At 53.1% G+C, this 16681-nt stretch carries 17 protein-coding genes; 7 read left to right on the top strand and 10 right to left on the bottom strand.

Annotation, left to right across the window (positions count from 1 at the left end; all coding sequences use genetic code 11):
- The first annotated feature begins 1 nt into the window (after position 1).
- From HV346_RS09675 to HV346_RS09665, 3 genes are read left to right on the top strand one after another with little or no spacing between them, the layout of a single operon-like run.
- Complete coding sequence (locus tag HV346_RS09675; RefSeq protein WP_181623272.1) at positions 2–817, top strand: amino acid ABC transporter ATP-binding protein; 816 nt, start codon at positions 2–4, stop codon at positions 815–817.
- Positions 817–1593: an amino acid ABC transporter permease gene (locus HV346_RS09670; RefSeq protein ID WP_181623271.1), complete on the top strand. Its 777-nt coding sequence runs from the start codon at positions 817–819 to the stop codon at positions 1591–1593. Before HV346_RS09675 ends, HV346_RS09670 begins: the two co-directional genes overlap by 1 nt.
- Positions 1590–2276 carry an amino acid ABC transporter permease gene (locus HV346_RS09665; protein WP_181623270.1) on the top strand — a complete coding sequence of 229 codons (687 nt, stop codon included), beginning with the start codon at positions 1590–1592 and terminating at the stop codon, positions 2274–2276. The genes HV346_RS09670 and HV346_RS09665 overlap by 4 nt, the downstream gene beginning before the upstream one ends.
- Here HV346_RS09665 and fumD read toward each other — a convergent pair.
- The 4 genes from fumD to HV346_RS09645 form a co-directional block, all read right to left on the bottom strand.
- On the bottom strand, positions 2257–2466 hold the full coding sequence (gene fumD, locus HV346_RS09660) for a fumarate hydratase FumD (RefSeq protein WP_008500615.1): 210 nt from the start codon (positions 2464–2466) through the stop codon (positions 2257–2259). The two genes, HV346_RS09665 and fumD, sit on opposite strands and share 20 nt — an antisense overlap.
- A gap of 108 nt (positions 2467–2574) precedes the next feature.
- The gene (locus tag HV346_RS09655; protein ID WP_181623269.1) at positions 2575–3387 is read right to left on the bottom strand and encodes a MetQ/NlpA family ABC transporter substrate-binding protein; all 813 of its coding nucleotides are present in this window, start codon (positions 3385–3387) and stop codon (positions 2575–2577) included.
- A gap of 28 nt (positions 3388–3415) precedes the next feature.
- Positions 3416–4084 (bottom strand): methionine ABC transporter permease, encoded by a 669-nt coding sequence (locus tag HV346_RS09650; protein ID WP_181623268.1) that lies wholly within the window; start codon positions 4082–4084, stop codon positions 3416–3418.
- Positions 4077–5099, bottom strand: a complete 1023-nt coding sequence (locus HV346_RS09645; RefSeq protein WP_181623267.1) for an ATP-binding cassette domain-containing protein — start codon at positions 5097–5099, stop codon at positions 4077–4079. The genes HV346_RS09650 and HV346_RS09645 overlap by 8 nt, the downstream gene beginning before the upstream one ends.
- Positions 5100–5499: 400 nt before the next feature.
- Between HV346_RS09645 and HV346_RS09640 the strand changes: the two genes are divergently transcribed.
- From HV346_RS09640 to lpp, 4 genes are all read left to right on the top strand, one after another.
- Positions 5500–6870, top strand: coding sequence for a cystathionine beta-synthase (locus tag HV346_RS09640; protein WP_181623266.1), 1371 nt, complete (start codon positions 5500–5502; stop codon positions 6868–6870).
- 12 nt (positions 6871–6882) lie between these two features.
- Positions 6883–8028, top strand: a complete 1146-nt coding sequence (locus tag HV346_RS09635) for a PLP-dependent aspartate aminotransferase family protein (RefSeq protein WP_181623265.1) — start codon at positions 6883–6885, stop codon at positions 8026–8028.
- A 377-nt stretch (positions 8029–8405) separates the two neighbouring features.
- Positions 8406–9818, top strand: a complete 1413-nt coding sequence (gene pykF, locus HV346_RS09630; RefSeq protein ID WP_181623264.1) for a pyruvate kinase PykF — start codon at positions 8406–8408, stop codon at positions 9816–9818.
- 310 nt (positions 9819–10128) lie between these two features.
- On the top strand, positions 10129–10365 hold the full coding sequence (lpp, locus tag HV346_RS09625; RefSeq protein ID WP_010430241.1) for a murein lipoprotein Lpp: 237 nt from the start codon (positions 10129–10131) through the stop codon (positions 10363–10365).
- Between the two features lie 60 nt (positions 10366–10425).
- On the opposite strand, the gene HV346_RS09620 is transcribed toward lpp, so the two are convergent.
- From HV346_RS09620 to sufB, 6 genes are all read right to left on the bottom strand, one after another.
- Positions 10426–11439 (bottom strand): L,D-transpeptidase family protein, encoded by a 1014-nt coding sequence (locus tag HV346_RS09620; RefSeq protein WP_181623263.1) that lies wholly within the window; start codon positions 11437–11439, stop codon positions 10426–10428.
- Between the two features lie 97 nt (positions 11440–11536).
- Positions 11537–11953 carry a cysteine desulfuration protein SufE gene (gene sufE / locus HV346_RS09615; protein ID WP_181623262.1) on the bottom strand — a complete coding sequence of 139 codons (417 nt, stop codon included), beginning with the start codon at positions 11951–11953 and terminating at the stop codon, positions 11537–11539.
- A 14-nt stretch (positions 11954–11967) separates the two neighbouring features.
- The gene (sufS, locus tag HV346_RS09610; RefSeq protein ID WP_181623261.1) at positions 11968–13188 is read right to left on the bottom strand and encodes a cysteine desulfurase SufS; all 1221 of its coding nucleotides are present in this window, start codon (positions 13186–13188) and stop codon (positions 11968–11970) included.
- A complete protein-coding gene (gene sufD / locus HV346_RS09605) occupies positions 13185–14456 on the bottom strand; it encodes a Fe-S cluster assembly protein SufD (protein WP_181623260.1) in 1272 nt (423 codons plus the stop codon). Before sufD ends, sufS begins: the two co-directional genes overlap by 4 nt.
- Positions 14431–15177 carry a Fe-S cluster assembly ATPase SufC gene (sufC, locus tag HV346_RS09600; RefSeq protein ID WP_181623259.1) on the bottom strand — a complete coding sequence of 249 codons (747 nt, stop codon included), beginning with the start codon at positions 15175–15177 and terminating at the stop codon, positions 14431–14433. Before sufC ends, sufD begins: the two co-directional genes overlap by 26 nt.
- A gap of 9 nt (positions 15178–15186) precedes the next feature.
- A complete protein-coding gene (gene sufB, locus HV346_RS09595) occupies positions 15187–16674 on the bottom strand; it encodes a Fe-S cluster assembly protein SufB (protein ID WP_181623258.1) in 1488 nt (495 codons plus the stop codon).
- Positions 16675–16681 lie beyond the last annotated feature (7 nt).

Below are 16681 nucleotides of genomic sequence, written 5' to 3'. Positions count from 1 at the left end.
TATGCTCTCAGGTTTATTTTCACGCTCCGCGGCCCGTGCCGCGGATTTTTCACATCTGGAACACGCCAGCGTTGAGTTTCAACATGTCGTCAAAAGTTACGGCGCTCACCACGTGTTAAACGGTATTAACCTCACCATTAGCCCCGGCGAAGTTGTCGCCATACTGGGCCCGTCGGGCTCCGGTAAATCCACGCTAATCCGTCTTATCAACCAGCTTGAAACCCTTAACGGCGGAGAGATTCTGGTCGACAACAAACCCACCTCGCAGCTCTCTGGTGCAGCCCTGCGCCAGCTTCGCAGCCGCGTGGGGTTCGTCTTCCAGCAATTTAATCTTTACGCTCACCTGACCGCCAGCCAAAACATCACTCTGGCGCTGGAACATGTGCATGGCTGGACGTCAGAGCCCGCACAGGCGCAGGCCCTGACGCTGCTGGAAAAAGTGGGCATGCTGGAAAAAGCACACCATTTTCCGGCGGAGCTTTCCGGTGGACAGCAACAACGCGTGGCGATTGCACGAGCCCTGGCATCGTCACCGCAGATCATTTTGTTTGATGAACCCACCTCAGCACTCGACCCCGAAATGATTGGCGAGGTGTTATTCGTCATGAAAGCCCTCGCCCACAGCGGGATCACCATGATAGTGGTAACCCACGAAATGCAGTTCGCCCGTGAAATTGCCGACAGGATAGTTTTCATCGATGGCGGACAGATCCTGGAAACCGCCCCGCCGGAACAGTTCTTCGTACAACCGTCCCATCCCCGTGCGCAACGCTTCCTGCAAAAAGTGCTTAATCCCCTTCATCAGGAGCATCTGTAATGCCCGCGCTCGACTGGCAAGGGGTGCTAACCGGACAACCTCTGCAGTGGATTTTTTCCGGTTTTTTGACCACGTTGTGGGTCACGCTGGCGGGCATGGTTCTGGCCAGTACGCTGGCCGTACTTCTTATGCTCCTGCGTCTCTCTGGTGGACGCCTCGGCCACCTGGCGGTCAGTAGCTGGGTATCCCTCTTTCGCAATACGCCGTTACTGGTGCAACTGCTGTTCTGGTATTTCGCCGCATGGAACTGGCTACCGATGACGTTTCGTGACGTGGTTAATGCTGATCACAACTGGTCAATCCTGCCGGGTGACGTCTGGTGGTTTACGCCAGAGTTTTTATGCTCAGCCTGGGGACTGGGTGTTTTTACTTCAGCCTTTTTAATCGAGGAAGTGGCGTCAGGTCTGCGTGCTGTACCGTCGGGGCAACGCGAAGCGGCACTGGCGCAAGGGTTCTCACCCTGGCGACTTTTTCGTTACATCCTTCTGCCGCAAGGGCTTGCAAATGCCTGGCAGCCTGTTGTCGGGCAATATCTCAATCTGATGAAGCTCTCCTCGCTCGCCAGCGGTATTGGTTTCGCTGAACTCACCTACCAGGTCCGGCAAATCGAAAGCTATAACGCTCATGCACTGGAGGCCTTCACTGTCGGGACCGTACTTTACCTGTTGACCGGCGTCGCCATGGGGTTAGTGCTGGTTCGTCTTGGCCCTTCGCCCAAAAAAGGAACCGGTCGCCATCCTCATGCGGCGGTCATCACAGGGAGTGAAAACACATGATGACAGGACTCAGCATCATTACCGATAACCTGGATTATTTGTTATGGGGACGAATGGCTACCGGCGAGCCGGGAGGAGTATTACTGACGCTGCTGATGGCGCTCGGTGCGGCAGCGATAGCCCTTCCAGGAGGTATCGGGCTGGCATCACTTGCCTGGCGTTTTCCGGGCATCGTTCGCAAAGCACTCTTTGCGTGGGCGGAACTGATTCGCGGCATCCCGCTTATCTTCGTGATTTTCTGGATGTGGTATCTGCTACCCCTTATCACCGGGGGCGATCTGCCTGGTGCGCTAACTGTGACGATGGCCCTCGCGTGGTTTACGGCCGCAACGGTGATGCATTCCGTTTTAGCCGGGCTGAGCGCATTACCGACCGGGCAATACGAAGCCGCGCTGACGCAGGGATTCAGTACGCAACAAACGCTGTGGCGAATTTTGCTCCCGCAGGTATTACGCAATATATCGCCATCTCTGGTGGGGATTTTTATCAGCCTGCTGAAAGACACGTCCCTGGCATTTATCGTGAACGTTCCCGAGCTAACAACTGTGGCAGGTCAGGTGAACAACCGGGTACAAATCTACCCGGCGGCTATTTTTATCTTTACGGGTGTCGTCTACTACCTGCTCTGCTGTTCCCTGGAGCAGTTCGCAAAACGCTGGCGGCTTAACCGGCCAGCGCTTTAACCACCGTTTCCATGGCTTCTGTTGTCAGTTCGCTACGTTTGACGCGCTGGTTCGCCAGCGCAGTACGCAAGACTCCGGCAATCACAATATGCTTCGGCTCCTGCCCTAAATCACGCATTTCGAGAACGACCTTCCCGACCACCCGACACATTTCCTGGTACAGCGCTTCGTCTTTGGTCACATTGCCCATTGCCATCACTCCATTGCTCTAAAAACTCAGCTTAAATGATTCATCGGCTGGATACAAAAAAGAAGCCCGGTGAGAGACTCACCGGGCTTCATTCATAAAATCAAATGATTAGTTGTTTACAGGGATAACAGCACCTTTGTATTTAGTGCGGATCCAGTCCTGAATTTCTTTCGAGTGCAGCACACTCACCAGCGCAACGATGTCTTTTTTCTTCTCGTCGCCACGGTGTACGGTAATGATGTTGGCATACGGGTTATTTTCACCGCTTTCAACGGCAATCGGATCATGAACCGGATCCAGACCCGCATCAATTGCGTAGTTGGCGTTGATCACCACCGCTGCACCTTCGTCGTTGTTGTACATCTGTGGCAACAGAGACGCTTCAACATTTGGCGTGAACTGCAGTTTTTTCGGGTTCTCAACGATATCGCTGATACGCGCGGTCACTTTATCAATGCCCGGCTTCAGCTTGATCACGCCCTCTTTTTCGAAGATAGAGAGAATGCGGCCCTCTTCAGACACGGCATCACGCATGATGATTTTGCCGCCTTCCGGCAGATCTTTCAGCGATTTGTATTTTTTGGAATAAATACCAATTGGCTCAATGTGAATCGCACCGGCACTGACAAAATCGTAATCTTTATCGCCAGCATGGTCTTTCAGAACGCTGTTCAGATACGGAATGTGCTGGAAATAGTTGGCATCGATGTCACGGCCCGCCAGCGCAGTGTTTGGCAGAATGTAGTCCTGGAAGGGTTTAATCTCCAGATCGATACCCTGCTTAGCCAGAATCGGTTTCGCCTGCTCCAGAATTTCAGCGTGCGGCGTGTTGGATGCGCCCACCGTCAGGGTATCCGCCCAGGCGGCAAAGCTCAGGGCACTCAGGGTTGCTGCGGCGATCAGTGTCAGTGTCTTTTTCATGATGATGGTTCCTGTGTGTTATTAGAGATTATCTTTTGTCTAACAGTGAAGTAATGATGTCGCCGCAGAACTGGATAATGAAAACGATGATTAGAATGGTCACCGTTGCCACCAGCGTGACGTCACCATGGTTGCGCTGGAATCCTTCCAGATAAGCCAGATTTCCCAAACCGCCCGCCCCAATCACCCCCGCCATTGCGCTGTAGCTCACCAGTGCAATCAGCGTCACCGTGATGCCTGAGACCAGAGCAGGTGATGATTCAGGCAGTAAAACCCGAAAAACTAAGGTACTCAGTCGAGCGCCCATAGAGCGTGTTGCTTCAATCACCCCTTTGTCCACTTCGCGCAGGGCAATCTCAACCAGACGTGCGTAGAATGGCGCGGCTCCCACAATCAGAGCCGGCAGGGCCGCGTTTGCGCCCAGGATCGTGCCGACGATGGTTTTGGTGAAGGGGATCAACAACACAATCAAAATAATGAACGGGATGGATCGGAACACGTTCACCACAATCGAAATCACGCTGTACACCGTGCGGTTGTGGAACAACCCGCCGCGTGCGGTTAAGAACAGCGCCAGACCAAGCACGATACCGAGGACAAACGTCGCCACACCGGAGAGCGCGGTCATGTACAGCGTCTCCTGCGTTGCCGCCCAGAGTTGATCCCACTTCAGGTGTGGAAAGAGATTCTCAGCCATGTTTAATCACCTCGCCGTCAATATCGCTGTGCTGCAGATCGGCGAGGATATTGTTCAGTTGTTCTTCGGATGCCACAACGTGCACCCATAATTGTCCAAAAACACCATGGGCAGTTTGTGTCATTTTCCCGTGCAGGATGTTAAACGGCAGGCCGTAGCGGAGCGTCAGCTCCCCGACGACAGGCTTATGTGTACTGTGTCCGGTGAAGGTCAGTTTGATAACCGAGCCTTCCAGCTCGCTCGCCAGTTCCGAATTGAAGGTCTCATCTTCGGCATACTGGCTCACCTGACGCACAAATTGTTGTGTGATTGGCTGCTGGGGATGGGTGAATACGCTCAACACGTCACCTTCTTCCACTACTTTGCCGTTTTCCATCACCGCAACCCGGTCGCAGATTTTACGCACTACGTGCATCTCATGGGTGATCAACACGATGGTCAGTTTGAAACGACGGTTAATATCGAGCAGCAGATCGAGGATCTGATCGGTGGTTTGCGGGTCGAGCGCTGAGGTGGCCTCGTCGCACAACAGCACATCCGGGTTATTGGCCAGTGCGCGCGCAATCCCCACACGCTGTTTTTGCCCGCCACTGAGCTGTGACGGATACGCATTTTCGCGGCCTTTCAGCCCAACCAGGTCGACAAGTTCTGCCACGCGGGCATTAATTTTGGCTTTTGGTACACCAGCAATCTGCATAGAGAAGGCGATATTCTCGTTTACCGTCCTTGACCACAGCAGGTTAAAGTGCTGGAACACCATGCTGATTTTCAGCCGTGCCTGACGCAGTGCTTCCCCTTTTGCGGCGGAGATATCCTGCCCATTAATGGTGACACTTCCGGCGCTGGGCTTTTCCAGGCCGTTAAGCAGGCGGATCAGGGTGCTTTTACCCGCGCCACTGTAGCCAATAATGCCGTAAATTTGTCCCTGCTCTACCGTCAAATTGACGTTATCAACGGCAGTCAGTGCCACTTTTCCGTTGTCAAAAATCTTCGAAATATTCCTGAGTACAATCATTCTTATTCTTTATCCGTTACGCATATAGCGGTTTAGCAGTATGGATGTCCAAATGAGTGTAAACAGGCGTTACCAGGTTTTAAATGACCAAAAAAGAATTTCTTATACCTCAAAGTAATAAACAGCAGATTTGCTGGGCGGAACGCAATTAGTACTTTTTCAGCAATGATTATCTGCCAGATGGGAATATCGCGGGACCGAGGGGATAAAAATGGCTATTTTTACCGCATTTTATGCCGATATAGACATCCCTACATCCAGACAACTTTACGTCTTGCTATCCTTACATCCGAAATCGCCATTAATATTCCTTTCTGTTCTAAAAGGCAGTGAAACGTTCTTTATTGCGAAAATTTCACGGCACTATCATCCCGCCATGACCTTCTGAGAGGAAAACTTCATGGCGATTTATCATTCTGTGACCGAATTGATCGGTCACACTCCGCTGATTCAGCTCCACAAACTGGATACCGGCCCTTGTTCATTATTTCTGAAACTGGAAAACCAAAACCCAGGTGGATCGATTAAAGATCGTGTCGCCCTGTCGATGATTAACGAAGCCGAACGTCTTGGCTTACTGCAGCCTGGTGGAACCATTATTGAGGCCACGGCCGGAAACACGGGGCTGGGACTGGCGCTGATTGCCGCGCAAAAAGGGTATTCATTGATTCTTGTCGTCCCCGACAAGATGAGCCGCGAGAAGATTTTCCACCTGCGGGCCCTGGGCGCTCAGGTGGTACTGACCCGATCTGACGTCAATAAAGGCCATCCCGCATATTACCAGGATTACGCCCAGCGTCTGGCAAATGAACTGCCTGGGGCGTTTTATATCGATCAGTTCAACAACGAAGCCAACCCGCTGGCACACCGCACCACGACTGCCCCCGAACTCTTTGCCCAGCTTGACGGCCATATTGACGCCATTGTGGTTGGAGTTGGTTCAGGCGGTACGCTGGGCGGATTACAGGCCTGGTTTGCAGAACACTCCCCACAGACGGAGTTTGTGCTGGCCGATCCGGCAGGCTCTGTTCTGGCCGATCAGGTTGAGACTGGCCGCCACCAGGGCGCAGGCTCCTGGCTGGTGGAAGGGATTGGCGAAGACTTTATCCCGCCACTGGCGCACATTGAAGGGGTGAATCATGCCTGGCGGATCACCGATCGTGAAGCTTTTACCACCGCGCGTGAACTGCTCAAGACAGAGGGGATTCTGGCAGGGTCCTCAAGCGGAACGCTGCTGGCAGCCGCCCTTAAGTACTGTCAGGCCCAGACCACGCCTAAACGTGTCGTCACCTTCGCCTGTGACAGCGGGAATAAGTACTTGTCGAAAATGTTCAACGACGACTGGATGCGCCAGCAGGGACTTATCTCGCGCCCTCAGACGGGCGATCTCTCGGACTACATTGCCCTGCGCCATGACGAAGGCGCAACCGTCACCGCCGCACCGGATGACACCCTGTCGACCGTTCTTGGGCGCATGCGCCTGTACGATATCTCGCAACTTCCGGTACTGGAAAACGGCAAGGTTGTCGGCATCATCGATGAATGGGACCTGTTGCGCCACATTGGCGGCGATGGCGATCGCTTCTCCCTCCCGGTGACAGAGGCGATGGCGCGCCAGGTCGAATTTCTCGATAAACATGCGCCGGAAAGCGCCCTGAATGCCATTTTTGACCGCGGTCTGGTGGCGGTGATTAACGACAATGACCGTTTTCTCGGCCTGATTACGCGCAGTGACGTTCTGACGGCCTGGCGTAACCGTCTACAACAATAAAGGAAAAAAAACATGAAGAATCTGGCCACACTGAGTGTACACAGCGGCGAATTTAACGATCAACACGGGGCGGTAATGCCGCCGATTTACGCCACGTCGACGTTTGCGCAACCCTCACCGGGTGAGCACACCGGGTACGAATATTCCCGCAGTGGCAACCCTACCCGTCACGCGCTGGAAACGGCCATTGCCGAACTGGAAAGCGGTACACGCGGATATGCCTTTGCATCCGGTCTGGCTGCGATCTCGACAGTTCTGGAGTTGCTGGATAAAGACAGCCATATTGTCGCGATTGACGATGTCTATGGCGGCACATACCGGCTGATTGAGAATGTGCGCAAACGCAGTACCGGCTTGCAGGTCAGTTGGGTCAAACCGGGTGATGTCACGGCGCTGGACGCTGCCATCCGGCCTGACACACGAATGATCTGGGTGGAAACCCCGACCAATCCGCTGCTTAAACTGGCCGATCTTGCCGCCATTGCCGCAATCGCCCGTCGTCATAATGTCATCAGCGTGGCCGACAATACCTTTGCCTCCCCGGTTATCCATCGCCCGCTGGAATCGGGTTTTGATATCGTAGTGCACTCCGCCACCAAATACCTCAATGGCCATTCAGATGTGGTTGCCGGGCTGGCGGTTGTCGGCGACAACCCGGCTCTGGCCGATAAACTGGGCTATCTGCAAAACGCCGTTGGCGGGGTGCTGGATCCGTTTAGCAGTTTCCTGACCTTACGCGGCATTCGCACCCTCGCACTGCGGATCGAAAAACACAGTGCTAACGCGCTGGCCATTGCGCAATGGCTGGAACAGCACCCGCAGGTGGAGAAAGTGTGGTTCCCATGGCTGGAATCGCATCCACAATATCAGCTTGCCCGCACGCAAATGGCCCTGCCCGGCGGAATGATTTCGGTGGTCGTGAAAGGCGATGCGCAACGCGCAACGGAGATCATCCGCAAACTGACGCTCTTCACCCTTGCGGAAAGCCTGGGAGGCGTGGAAAGCCTGGTCAGCCAGCCCTACAGCATGACCCACGCTTCAATCCCTCTTGAACAACGACTGGCAAACGGTATTGTGCCGCAGCTTATCCGGCTTTCGGTGGGTATCGAAGATGTCAAAGACTTGATCGCCGATCTTGAGCAAGCGCTGAAAAACTAAGCAAACGGTGGCAGGCTTTACGTCTGCCGCCCTAATATGTCATCACGCCTTAACGCCTTGATAACAATCTTATGTGAATCTGCACAGATTATTTTTGAAACGCTGTTTTCATTTTCCTTTTAGCATAAAATCAGCGTATAATGCGCGCCTAATCCCTGGTGAATGGTTTCAGCGCTTGGAATACAAAAAACAACGTACAACTTCTCCTCTCCTCCGTTGGGCTGAAACTCAGGCACACTTTCTTCTGCACGCTCATTTGATGTCACCTATCCTTAGTGCGTGTCACAGACTCTTTCGCAACACAGGTTTGACTCCGCGGCGGTGCGCCCCCGGAGCGAGATTTCCATATCCTTCCCAACTTAAAGACTAAGACTGTCATGAAAAAGACGAAAATTGTTTGTACCATCGGCCCGAAAACCGAATCTGAAGAGATGCTGACCAAAATGCTGGACGCCGGCATGAACGTTATGCGTCTGAACTTCTCACACGGCGACTATGCTGAACACGGTCAGCGTATCCAGAACTTGCGCAACGTGATGAGCAAAACCGGCAAAAAAGCCGCTATCCTGCTCGACACCAAAGGTCCTGAAATCCGCACCATCAAACTGGAAGGCGGTAACGACGTCTCCCTGAAAGCGGGCCAGACCTTCACTTTCACCACTGACAAGTCTGTTATCGGCAACAACGAAATCGTTGCGGTAACCTATGAAGGCTTCACCAGCGATCTGTCCGTAGGCAACACCGTTCTGGTGGATGACGGCCTGATCGGTATGGAAGTCACCGCTATCGAAGGCAAAAACGTTGTTTGTAAAGTACTGAACAACGGCGACCTGGGCGAAAACAAAGGCGTTAACCTGCCGGGTGTGTCCATCGCGCTGCCAGCACTGGCTGAAAAAGACAAACAAGACCTGATCTTCGGTTGCGAACAAGGCGTTGATTTCGTTGCGGCCTCTTTCATCCGTAAACGTTCTGACGTGGTTGAAATCCGTGAGCATCTGAAAGCACACGGCGGCGAGAAGATCCAGATCATCTCCAAAATTGAAAACCAGGAAGGTCTGAACAACTTCGACGAAATCCTCGAAGCATCTGACGGCATCATGGTTGCTCGTGGCGACCTGGGTGTTGAAATCCCGGTAGAAGAAGTGATCTTCGCGCAGAAGATGATGATCGAGAAATGTGTTCGCGCGCGTAAAGTGGTTATCACTGCAACGCAGATGCTGGATTCCATGATCAAAAACCCACGTCCAACCCGCGCTGAAGCAGGCGACGTGGCTAACGCCATCCTCGACGGTACTGATGCCGTTATGCTGTCTGGCGAATCCGCAAAAGGTAAATACCCGCTGGAAGCCGTTACCATCATGGCAACCATCTGCGAACGTACCGACCGCGTGATGACCAGCCGTCTGGACTTCAACAACGACAGCCGTAAACTGCGTATCACCGAAGCAGTGTGCCGTGGTGCAGTAGAAACTGCTGAGAAACTGGACGCACCACTGATTGTTGTTGCGACTCAGGGCGGTAAATCTGCACGTGCAGTACGTAAATACTTCCCGGATGCGACCATCCTGGCGCTGACCACCAACGAAACCACTGCTCGTCAGCTGGTTCTGAGCAAAGGTATTGTTGCTCACCTGGTGAAAGAGATCGCTTCTACTGACGATTTCTACATTCAGGGTAAAGAGCTGGCGCTGGAAAGCGGTCTGGCACAGAAAGGTGATGTTGTGGTGATGGTTTCTGGTGCTCTGGTTCCAAGTGGTACAACCAATACGGCATCTGTTCACGTACTGTAATCATTACTGAACGAATTATTTCTGATAAAAAGCGTCCTTCGGGGCGCTTTTTTTATTACTGGCATTAGCCATATTTATTCAAAAAGCAAATCGGGTTTTTCTATTTAATAGCGATTTATCTAAGATGAATCCGATGAAAATTGTCTTTTTTAACATGGCTTTTTGGCCGAAATGGTCAGATTCGATGTTTCTTTGAGCGAACGATCAAAAATAGGCGTATTCCCATCAAAAAAATATTCTCAACATAAAAAACTTTGTGTAATACTTGTAACGCTACATGGAGATTAACTCAATCTAGAGGGTATTAATAATGAATCGTACTAAACTGGTACTGGGCGCGGTAATCCTGGGTTCTACTCTGCTGGCAGGTTGCTCCAGCAACGCTAAAATCGATCAGCTGTCTTCTGACGTTCAGACTCTGAACGCTAAAGTTGACCAGCTGAGCAACGACGTGAACGCAATCCGTTCCGACGTTCAAGCTGCTAAAGACGACGCAGCTCGCGCTAACCAGCGTCTGGACAACCAGGCTACTAAATACCGTAAGTAATAGTACCTGTTAATAAAATGGCGCACATTGTGCGCCATTTTTTTTACCCTGACAAAACCGTTACTGCGTTACCGCCTCGCTCTCACCTTCTGCTACCGCTACTGAAACCCGACTGTTCTGCACCGACAACACCGCATTACTGGCTGATAGTCCGTTTCCCTCAGAGACGACAACAGGGATCCCTGCCCGGCGAGACAGCGCTTTGTTGATTAGCGCTTTGTCGCTCCCTTCATCAGACACAAACGAAGCAAAGCCCGTGGAGTGCGAAATAGGCGTTGTCTGCGGGTTTTCACCTTCAACCTGCGCCAGTGGGCGATGAACCTCAACATAGCGTTTACCATCTGGTTCAACAGAGAATTTCACCGGCTCGTTGATGATCTGCACTCGTGTCCCCACGTGCGCCTGCTCGAACAGCGCTTTGATATCTGCAGCGTTCATGCGCATGCAACCCGAGCTGACTCTCAACCCTACGCTGTCCGGTGCACTGGTTCCGTGAATAAGATATTCCCCATTCCCTATCCCCAGACGCAGCGCAAAGCGCCCCAGCGGGTTATTGGGGCCGGCGGGTACTACGGGCGGCAATTTGATGCCCTGAGCCAGTGAGCGGGCTCTGATACCCGCTGTCGGTGTCCATGTTGGGTTGGGGATTTTCTGACTCACGCGGGTCGTCGTCACCGGGGTCTCAAGCCCCAGTTGTCCAATACCCAGCGGATAGACCTGCACGCTGTTTTCACCTGGCGGGAAGTAATAGAGTCGCAGTTCTGCAAGATTCACCACAATCCCCTCGCGCGGTGTATCCGGTAGCAGCATTTGCGAAGGGATGGTGATCACCGTTCCCGGAGCCGGATAAACAGGCGCAATGGTATTATTGGTTTCAAGGATCACCTGAGCCGCCGTATTAAACCGGCGAGCAATCGCCTGTAAATTTTTGTCCCCTTCCTGAATAGTGTAGGTTTGATTTTGACCAATAAGACGGCTACCTGCAGGAGGTAATGGATATTCAACCGCACTGGCCGAATTAAGTGTGCCAAGAGCACCGAGGAGTAATAACGTAATAAGAGACGCGCGCTTCATGCTGAGATTCCTTATTCACTGACAGAACGCCAGAAAGCTGAAAAACCAGCGAGGCGGGAACCACCTCGCGAAACAGAATGAATGCTGTCTATTGAGTCTAGCTAAGGATTGCCGCTTTGGTGCGAATTGCGCGAATCATCGCTTCCAGTCCTTGGGAGCGTGAAGGCGTTAAGTGCTGTGTCAGTGCCATTTTTTCAAACCACGGGCGGACATCAAACGCCGCGATATCCTGCGAAGACATCTGGTGATAAAGGATGAACACGACAGCAATAAGCCCTTTGACGATGGCAGCATCGCTGTCACCTTCTAGTTCAATCGCACCCTCTTCGTTCTGGTGCATAACGATCCACACCTGGCTCTGGCAGCCCTGAATAATATTGTCCGGGTTATGAGCCTCTTCACTGAGCGCCGGTAAGCGTTGCCCCAGCTCAATAATGTAGAGATACTTTTCTTCCCAGTTTGCGCAACGGCCAAAGTTACGCAGTAATTTTTCTTTGTCCGGCAGTGCGGCCATTTCTTGCCTCTCCGTTAACCGAGCAACTGGTGAATGCGTTTTAACCCTGCCACCAGCCTGTCGACCTCTTCCATTGTGTTATACATCACCAGTGACGCGCGGCACATTGCCGGCACCTGGTAAAATGCCATCAGCGGCATGGCGCAATGATGCCCGGTACGGACCGCCACGCCGTAGTTATCGAGAAAACTGCCCACGTCATAGGCGTGGTGCTTACCCAGATTAAACGCTATCACACCCTGGCGGTCACTGGGGCCGTATAAGGTGAGATCCGGCACACCGGCAAGCTCCTGTAATGCATAATGCATCAGCAGTTGTTCGTATTCCTGAATGGTGTCCAGACCGATGGCAGAAACATATTCAATGGCGGCCCCCAGCCCAATAATCCCCCCCGTATTGGGCGTTCCCGCTTCAAAGCGCCACGGCGCACGTGCATAGGTCGTCCCTTCGGTCAGGCTGACGGTAGCAATCATCGATCCGCCCCCTTCCCAGGGCGGCATGACCTGCAAGATCTCCTCTTTGACATACAGCACGCCGATACCCGTCGGCCCGTACAGCTTATGCCCGGAGAAAACATAGAAATCGCAATCCAGCGCCTGCACGTCCGTCGTGTGGTGCATCACCGCCTGCGCGCCATCGATCAGCACTTTTGCCCCTGCCTGATGGGCTTTTTCGATGATCTCCGCCACCGGGTTTTCAGTCCCCAGCACATTAGAGACCTGCGTGACCGCCACCAGTCGCGTGTGCTCATCCAGCAGCGCATCCAGTTGCTCAAGCTGTAACGTTCCGTCTTCGTTCAACGGAATCACCCGCAATTGCGCCCCCACGCGTTCGCACAGCATCTGCCACGGCACAATGTTGGCGTGGTGCTCCATCTGGGTAATGATGATGTTATCGCCCGCATGCACCTGCGCACTGCCCCAACTGTTTGCGACCAGATTGATCCCTTCCGTTGTGCCGCGCACAAATACCAGCTCTTCAGGTGAGCGCGCATTGAGAAACGCGGCCACCTGCGTCCGCACATTTTCCATACGCTGCGTCGCCTCGGCGCTCAACGTATGAATGCCGCGATGCACAGCCGCATAGCCGTGACGATAAAACGCGGCCTCCGCATCAATCACCTGATTGGGTTTCTGCGCGCTGGCCGCACTGTCAAGATAAGCCAGCGGCAGCCCATTCACCTCACGGGTCAGAACCGGGAAATCTGCCCGTACTTTCTCTACGGGGAAACTCATGCTTCGCCTCCAGGCAAGCGCTGACCAATGCGTGCCAGAACCTGCTGCTTTAACGCGCCATCACTCAGCGCTTCCGTCAGTTCAGCGGCAAAGGCATAGATAATCATCTTCTGTGCCGCCTGCTTATCGATGCCGCGCGAACGCAGATAGAACATCTGTTCGTCATCAATGCGCCCTATCGTTGCGCCATGGCTACATTTCACATCATCGGCATAGATTTCCAGTTGCGGTTTTGTGTCCACTTCCGCCAGACGCCCTAACAGCAGATTATTATTGGTCATCTGTCCGTCGGTCTTTATCGCGTGTTGCGCCACGTTGATCAGGCCGTTAAACACCGCCCGGCCTTTATCGCTGACGATGGTTTTATGCAACTGGCGGCTATTGCAGTAGCCTTTATTGTGCTCGAGCCAGGTTCGGGTATCGCACACTTCCGCGTTCACCGGCATCGCCAGGCTGTTGATCCGCAGCGTGGTGTTCTCACCGTTAAGTTGCGTACTGGTGTTATGTCGCAAAACCGCGCCACCGAGCAAAAAACTGTGGCTGTAGGCTGCCGCATCCGCCGCCAGAATCATGTCGTTATGCGCGAAGTGGTGGCTTACCGGGTTTTCAAAGGCCAGCTTGATATGATGAAGCTGCGCATTGGCGGCCACGTTCATCGTCAGACGCGCACCGGTAAAGTGCGTGGTTTCATTAAGGCTGACGTAATGCTCGATAATCGTCGCTTCGGCCCCTTCGGCCAGATCAAGATGGTGGCGATAGTGCGCCGTATTAACCTCTTCACCTTCCAGCCCCTGGGTAATGTGCATTAACAGCAACGGTTTCACCGGGCGCTGGTTACGCTTCACACGAATGTGGGTCACACGTTGCGCCAGACTTTCCGTCAGATGCAGAAACACTTCCGACTGTACCGGCGAGGAAAGCGACTGGCGATCGTCATTCACGGTGATGTCAAAGCCGCAGTCATCAACGCTGTCACTTAAGTCCGGGTGGAACTGCCCATCAACAAACACCAGACGCACCGCATCCACACTGAGTGACAGAGCATCACGCAACGCCGGATCAACCTTCGCTGGCCGCATCACAAACTGTCGGTTGAGCAGCCCCTCGAGCGGAGTGTATTTCCAGTTTTCATGTTTTCGCGTCGGCAAGCCGAGGCGCAGCATCTGTTGCAAATGCTGTTGAGCCTCTTCAGAACGTCTTTCCCCCTGCGTTTCAAACAGGCGATGCCATTGCTGGAGTGCATTACTGCTGTTCGGTAAGCCAGCCATAACCCTGCTCCTCCAGTTGTTTAACCAGCGTGAAATCCCCCGATTTCACAATGCGTCCCTGATAAAGTACGTGGACGTAATCCGGTTTGATGTAGTCAAGAATACGCTGGTAGTGGGTAACGATAACGAATGAACGATTGCCATCGCGCAGCGAATTGACGCCATCAGCGACAATCTTCAGGGCATCGATATCGAGACCTGAATCGGTTTCATCGAGAATACAGAGCTCAGGCTCAAGCACGGCCATCTGAAGGATGTCATTGCGTTTCTTTTCCCCGCCAGAAAACCCCACGTTGACCGAACGGGTCAGCAAATCTTCCGGCATTTTGAGCAGCTTGATCTTCTCTTCCATCAGATCCTGGAAATCAAAGCGATCCAGTTCATCCAGCCCGCGGTACTTGCGCACGGCATTAAGCGCCGTTTGCAGGAAGAACTGATTACTGACGCCGGGGATCTCAACCGGATACTGGAAGGCCATAAAGATCCCTTCGCCCGCGCGCTCTTCCGGTGACAGTTCCAGCAAATCTTTGCCTTTGAACTCAACCGTTCCACCGGTCACTTCATAATCTTCACGCCCCGCCAGCGTCGCTGAAAGCGTACTTTTCCCGGAGCCATTTGGCCCCATGATGGCGTGAACCTCACCCGGACGGATGTCGAAATTGAGCCCACGCAGAATTGCTTTATCTTCCACGCTGACCTGTAAATCTTTAATACTTAACATGTGCTTTCCTTAACCGACGCTGTGTTCAAGACTAATGGCGAGGAGTTTTTGTGCTTCAACGGCAAATTCCAGCGGCAGTTCAGAGAACACATCCTTACAGAAGCCGTTCACAATCATTGAAATCGCATCTTCTTCACTGATACCGCGTTGCAGGCAGTAGAAGAGCTGGTCTTCACCAATACGCGATGTTGTCGCTTCGTGTTCAAGCTGTGCGCTGTTATTGCGGCACTCAACATACGGGAAGGTATGCGCCCCGCTGTCCGGGCCAATCAGCATGGAATCACACTGGGTAAAATTACGGGCATTGGTCGCCGTCGGCATGATTTTCACCAGCCCGCGGTAACTGTTCTGGCTATGACCGGCGGAGATCCCTTTCGAAATAATCGTTGATTTGGTGTTTTTACCAATGTGGATCATTTTCGTGCCGGTATCCGCCTGCTGGTGACCACTGGTCAGGGCGACCGAGTAAAACTCACCGATGGAGTTGTCTCCACGCAGAATACAGCTTGGGTATTTCCAGGTAATGGCCGATCCCGTTTCCGACTGCGTCCAGGACATTTTGCTGTTTTCACCTTCACACAGCGCACGCTTGGTCACGAAGTTGAGAATACCGCCGGTATTGCCGTCGCCAGGGAACCAGTTCTGCACCGTGGAGTATTTCACCTCAGCGTCTTTGTGAATGATTACCTCAACGACTGCCGCATGGAGCTGGTAGCTATCGCGAACCGGGGCAGAACACCCTTCGATATAGCTGACGTAGCTGCCTTCATCGGCAATCAGGATCGTGCGCTCGAACTGGCCCGTTTTTTCCGCATTAATGCGGAAATAGGTCGACAGTTCCATCGGGCAACGAACTCCTTTTGGCACGTAGATAAAGGTTCCATCAGACGCAACCGCGGCATTCAGCGCCGCGAAGAAGTTGTCATTGCCTGGCACAACCGTACCCAGATATTTCTTTACCAGTTCGGGGTGATCATGAATCGCTTCGCCAAAGGAGCAGAATATGATCCCCTGCCCGGCCAGCTTTTCCCGGTATGTCGTGGCGACGGAGACCGAGTCAAAAATGGCATCAACTGCCACCTCTCGGCCTTCACGTACCGGCACGCCCAGTTGTTCGAAGGCCTCTTCAACCTCTTTGCTTAAAAAGGCGTTCGCCCCCGTCTGCTGTACCGCTCCTGGCTGGGAGGCACAAGTATCATCACAGCTGCCGCAGGATGGCGCGGAGTAATAGCTGTAATCCTGATAATTCAGTTTGTCGTAATGCGCTTTCAGCCAGTGTGGCTCTTCCATCTCCAGCCAGGCCCGGAAAGCATTCAAACGGAACTCGAGCATCCATTCCGGCTCGTTACGTTTTGCCGAAATCGCGCGGACGACATCTTCGTTGATGCCTTTCGCCAGTTCATCCGTCTGCAGTTGGGTGAAGAACCCCTCTTTGTAGTTGAGGTGTCCGCCGCTCCAGGTGTTGACATCATCAGTTGCTTCAGTATTACGAGACATAGTACCG

It is taken from the genome of Enterobacter sp. RHBSTW-00994 (genome assembly GCF_013782625.1).
Lineage (GTDB): Bacteria > Pseudomonadota > Gammaproteobacteria > Enterobacterales > Enterobacteriaceae > Enterobacter.
Note: the sequence above shows the minus strand (reverse complement) of the source record. Positions and strands in the feature narration are given on the sequence as shown.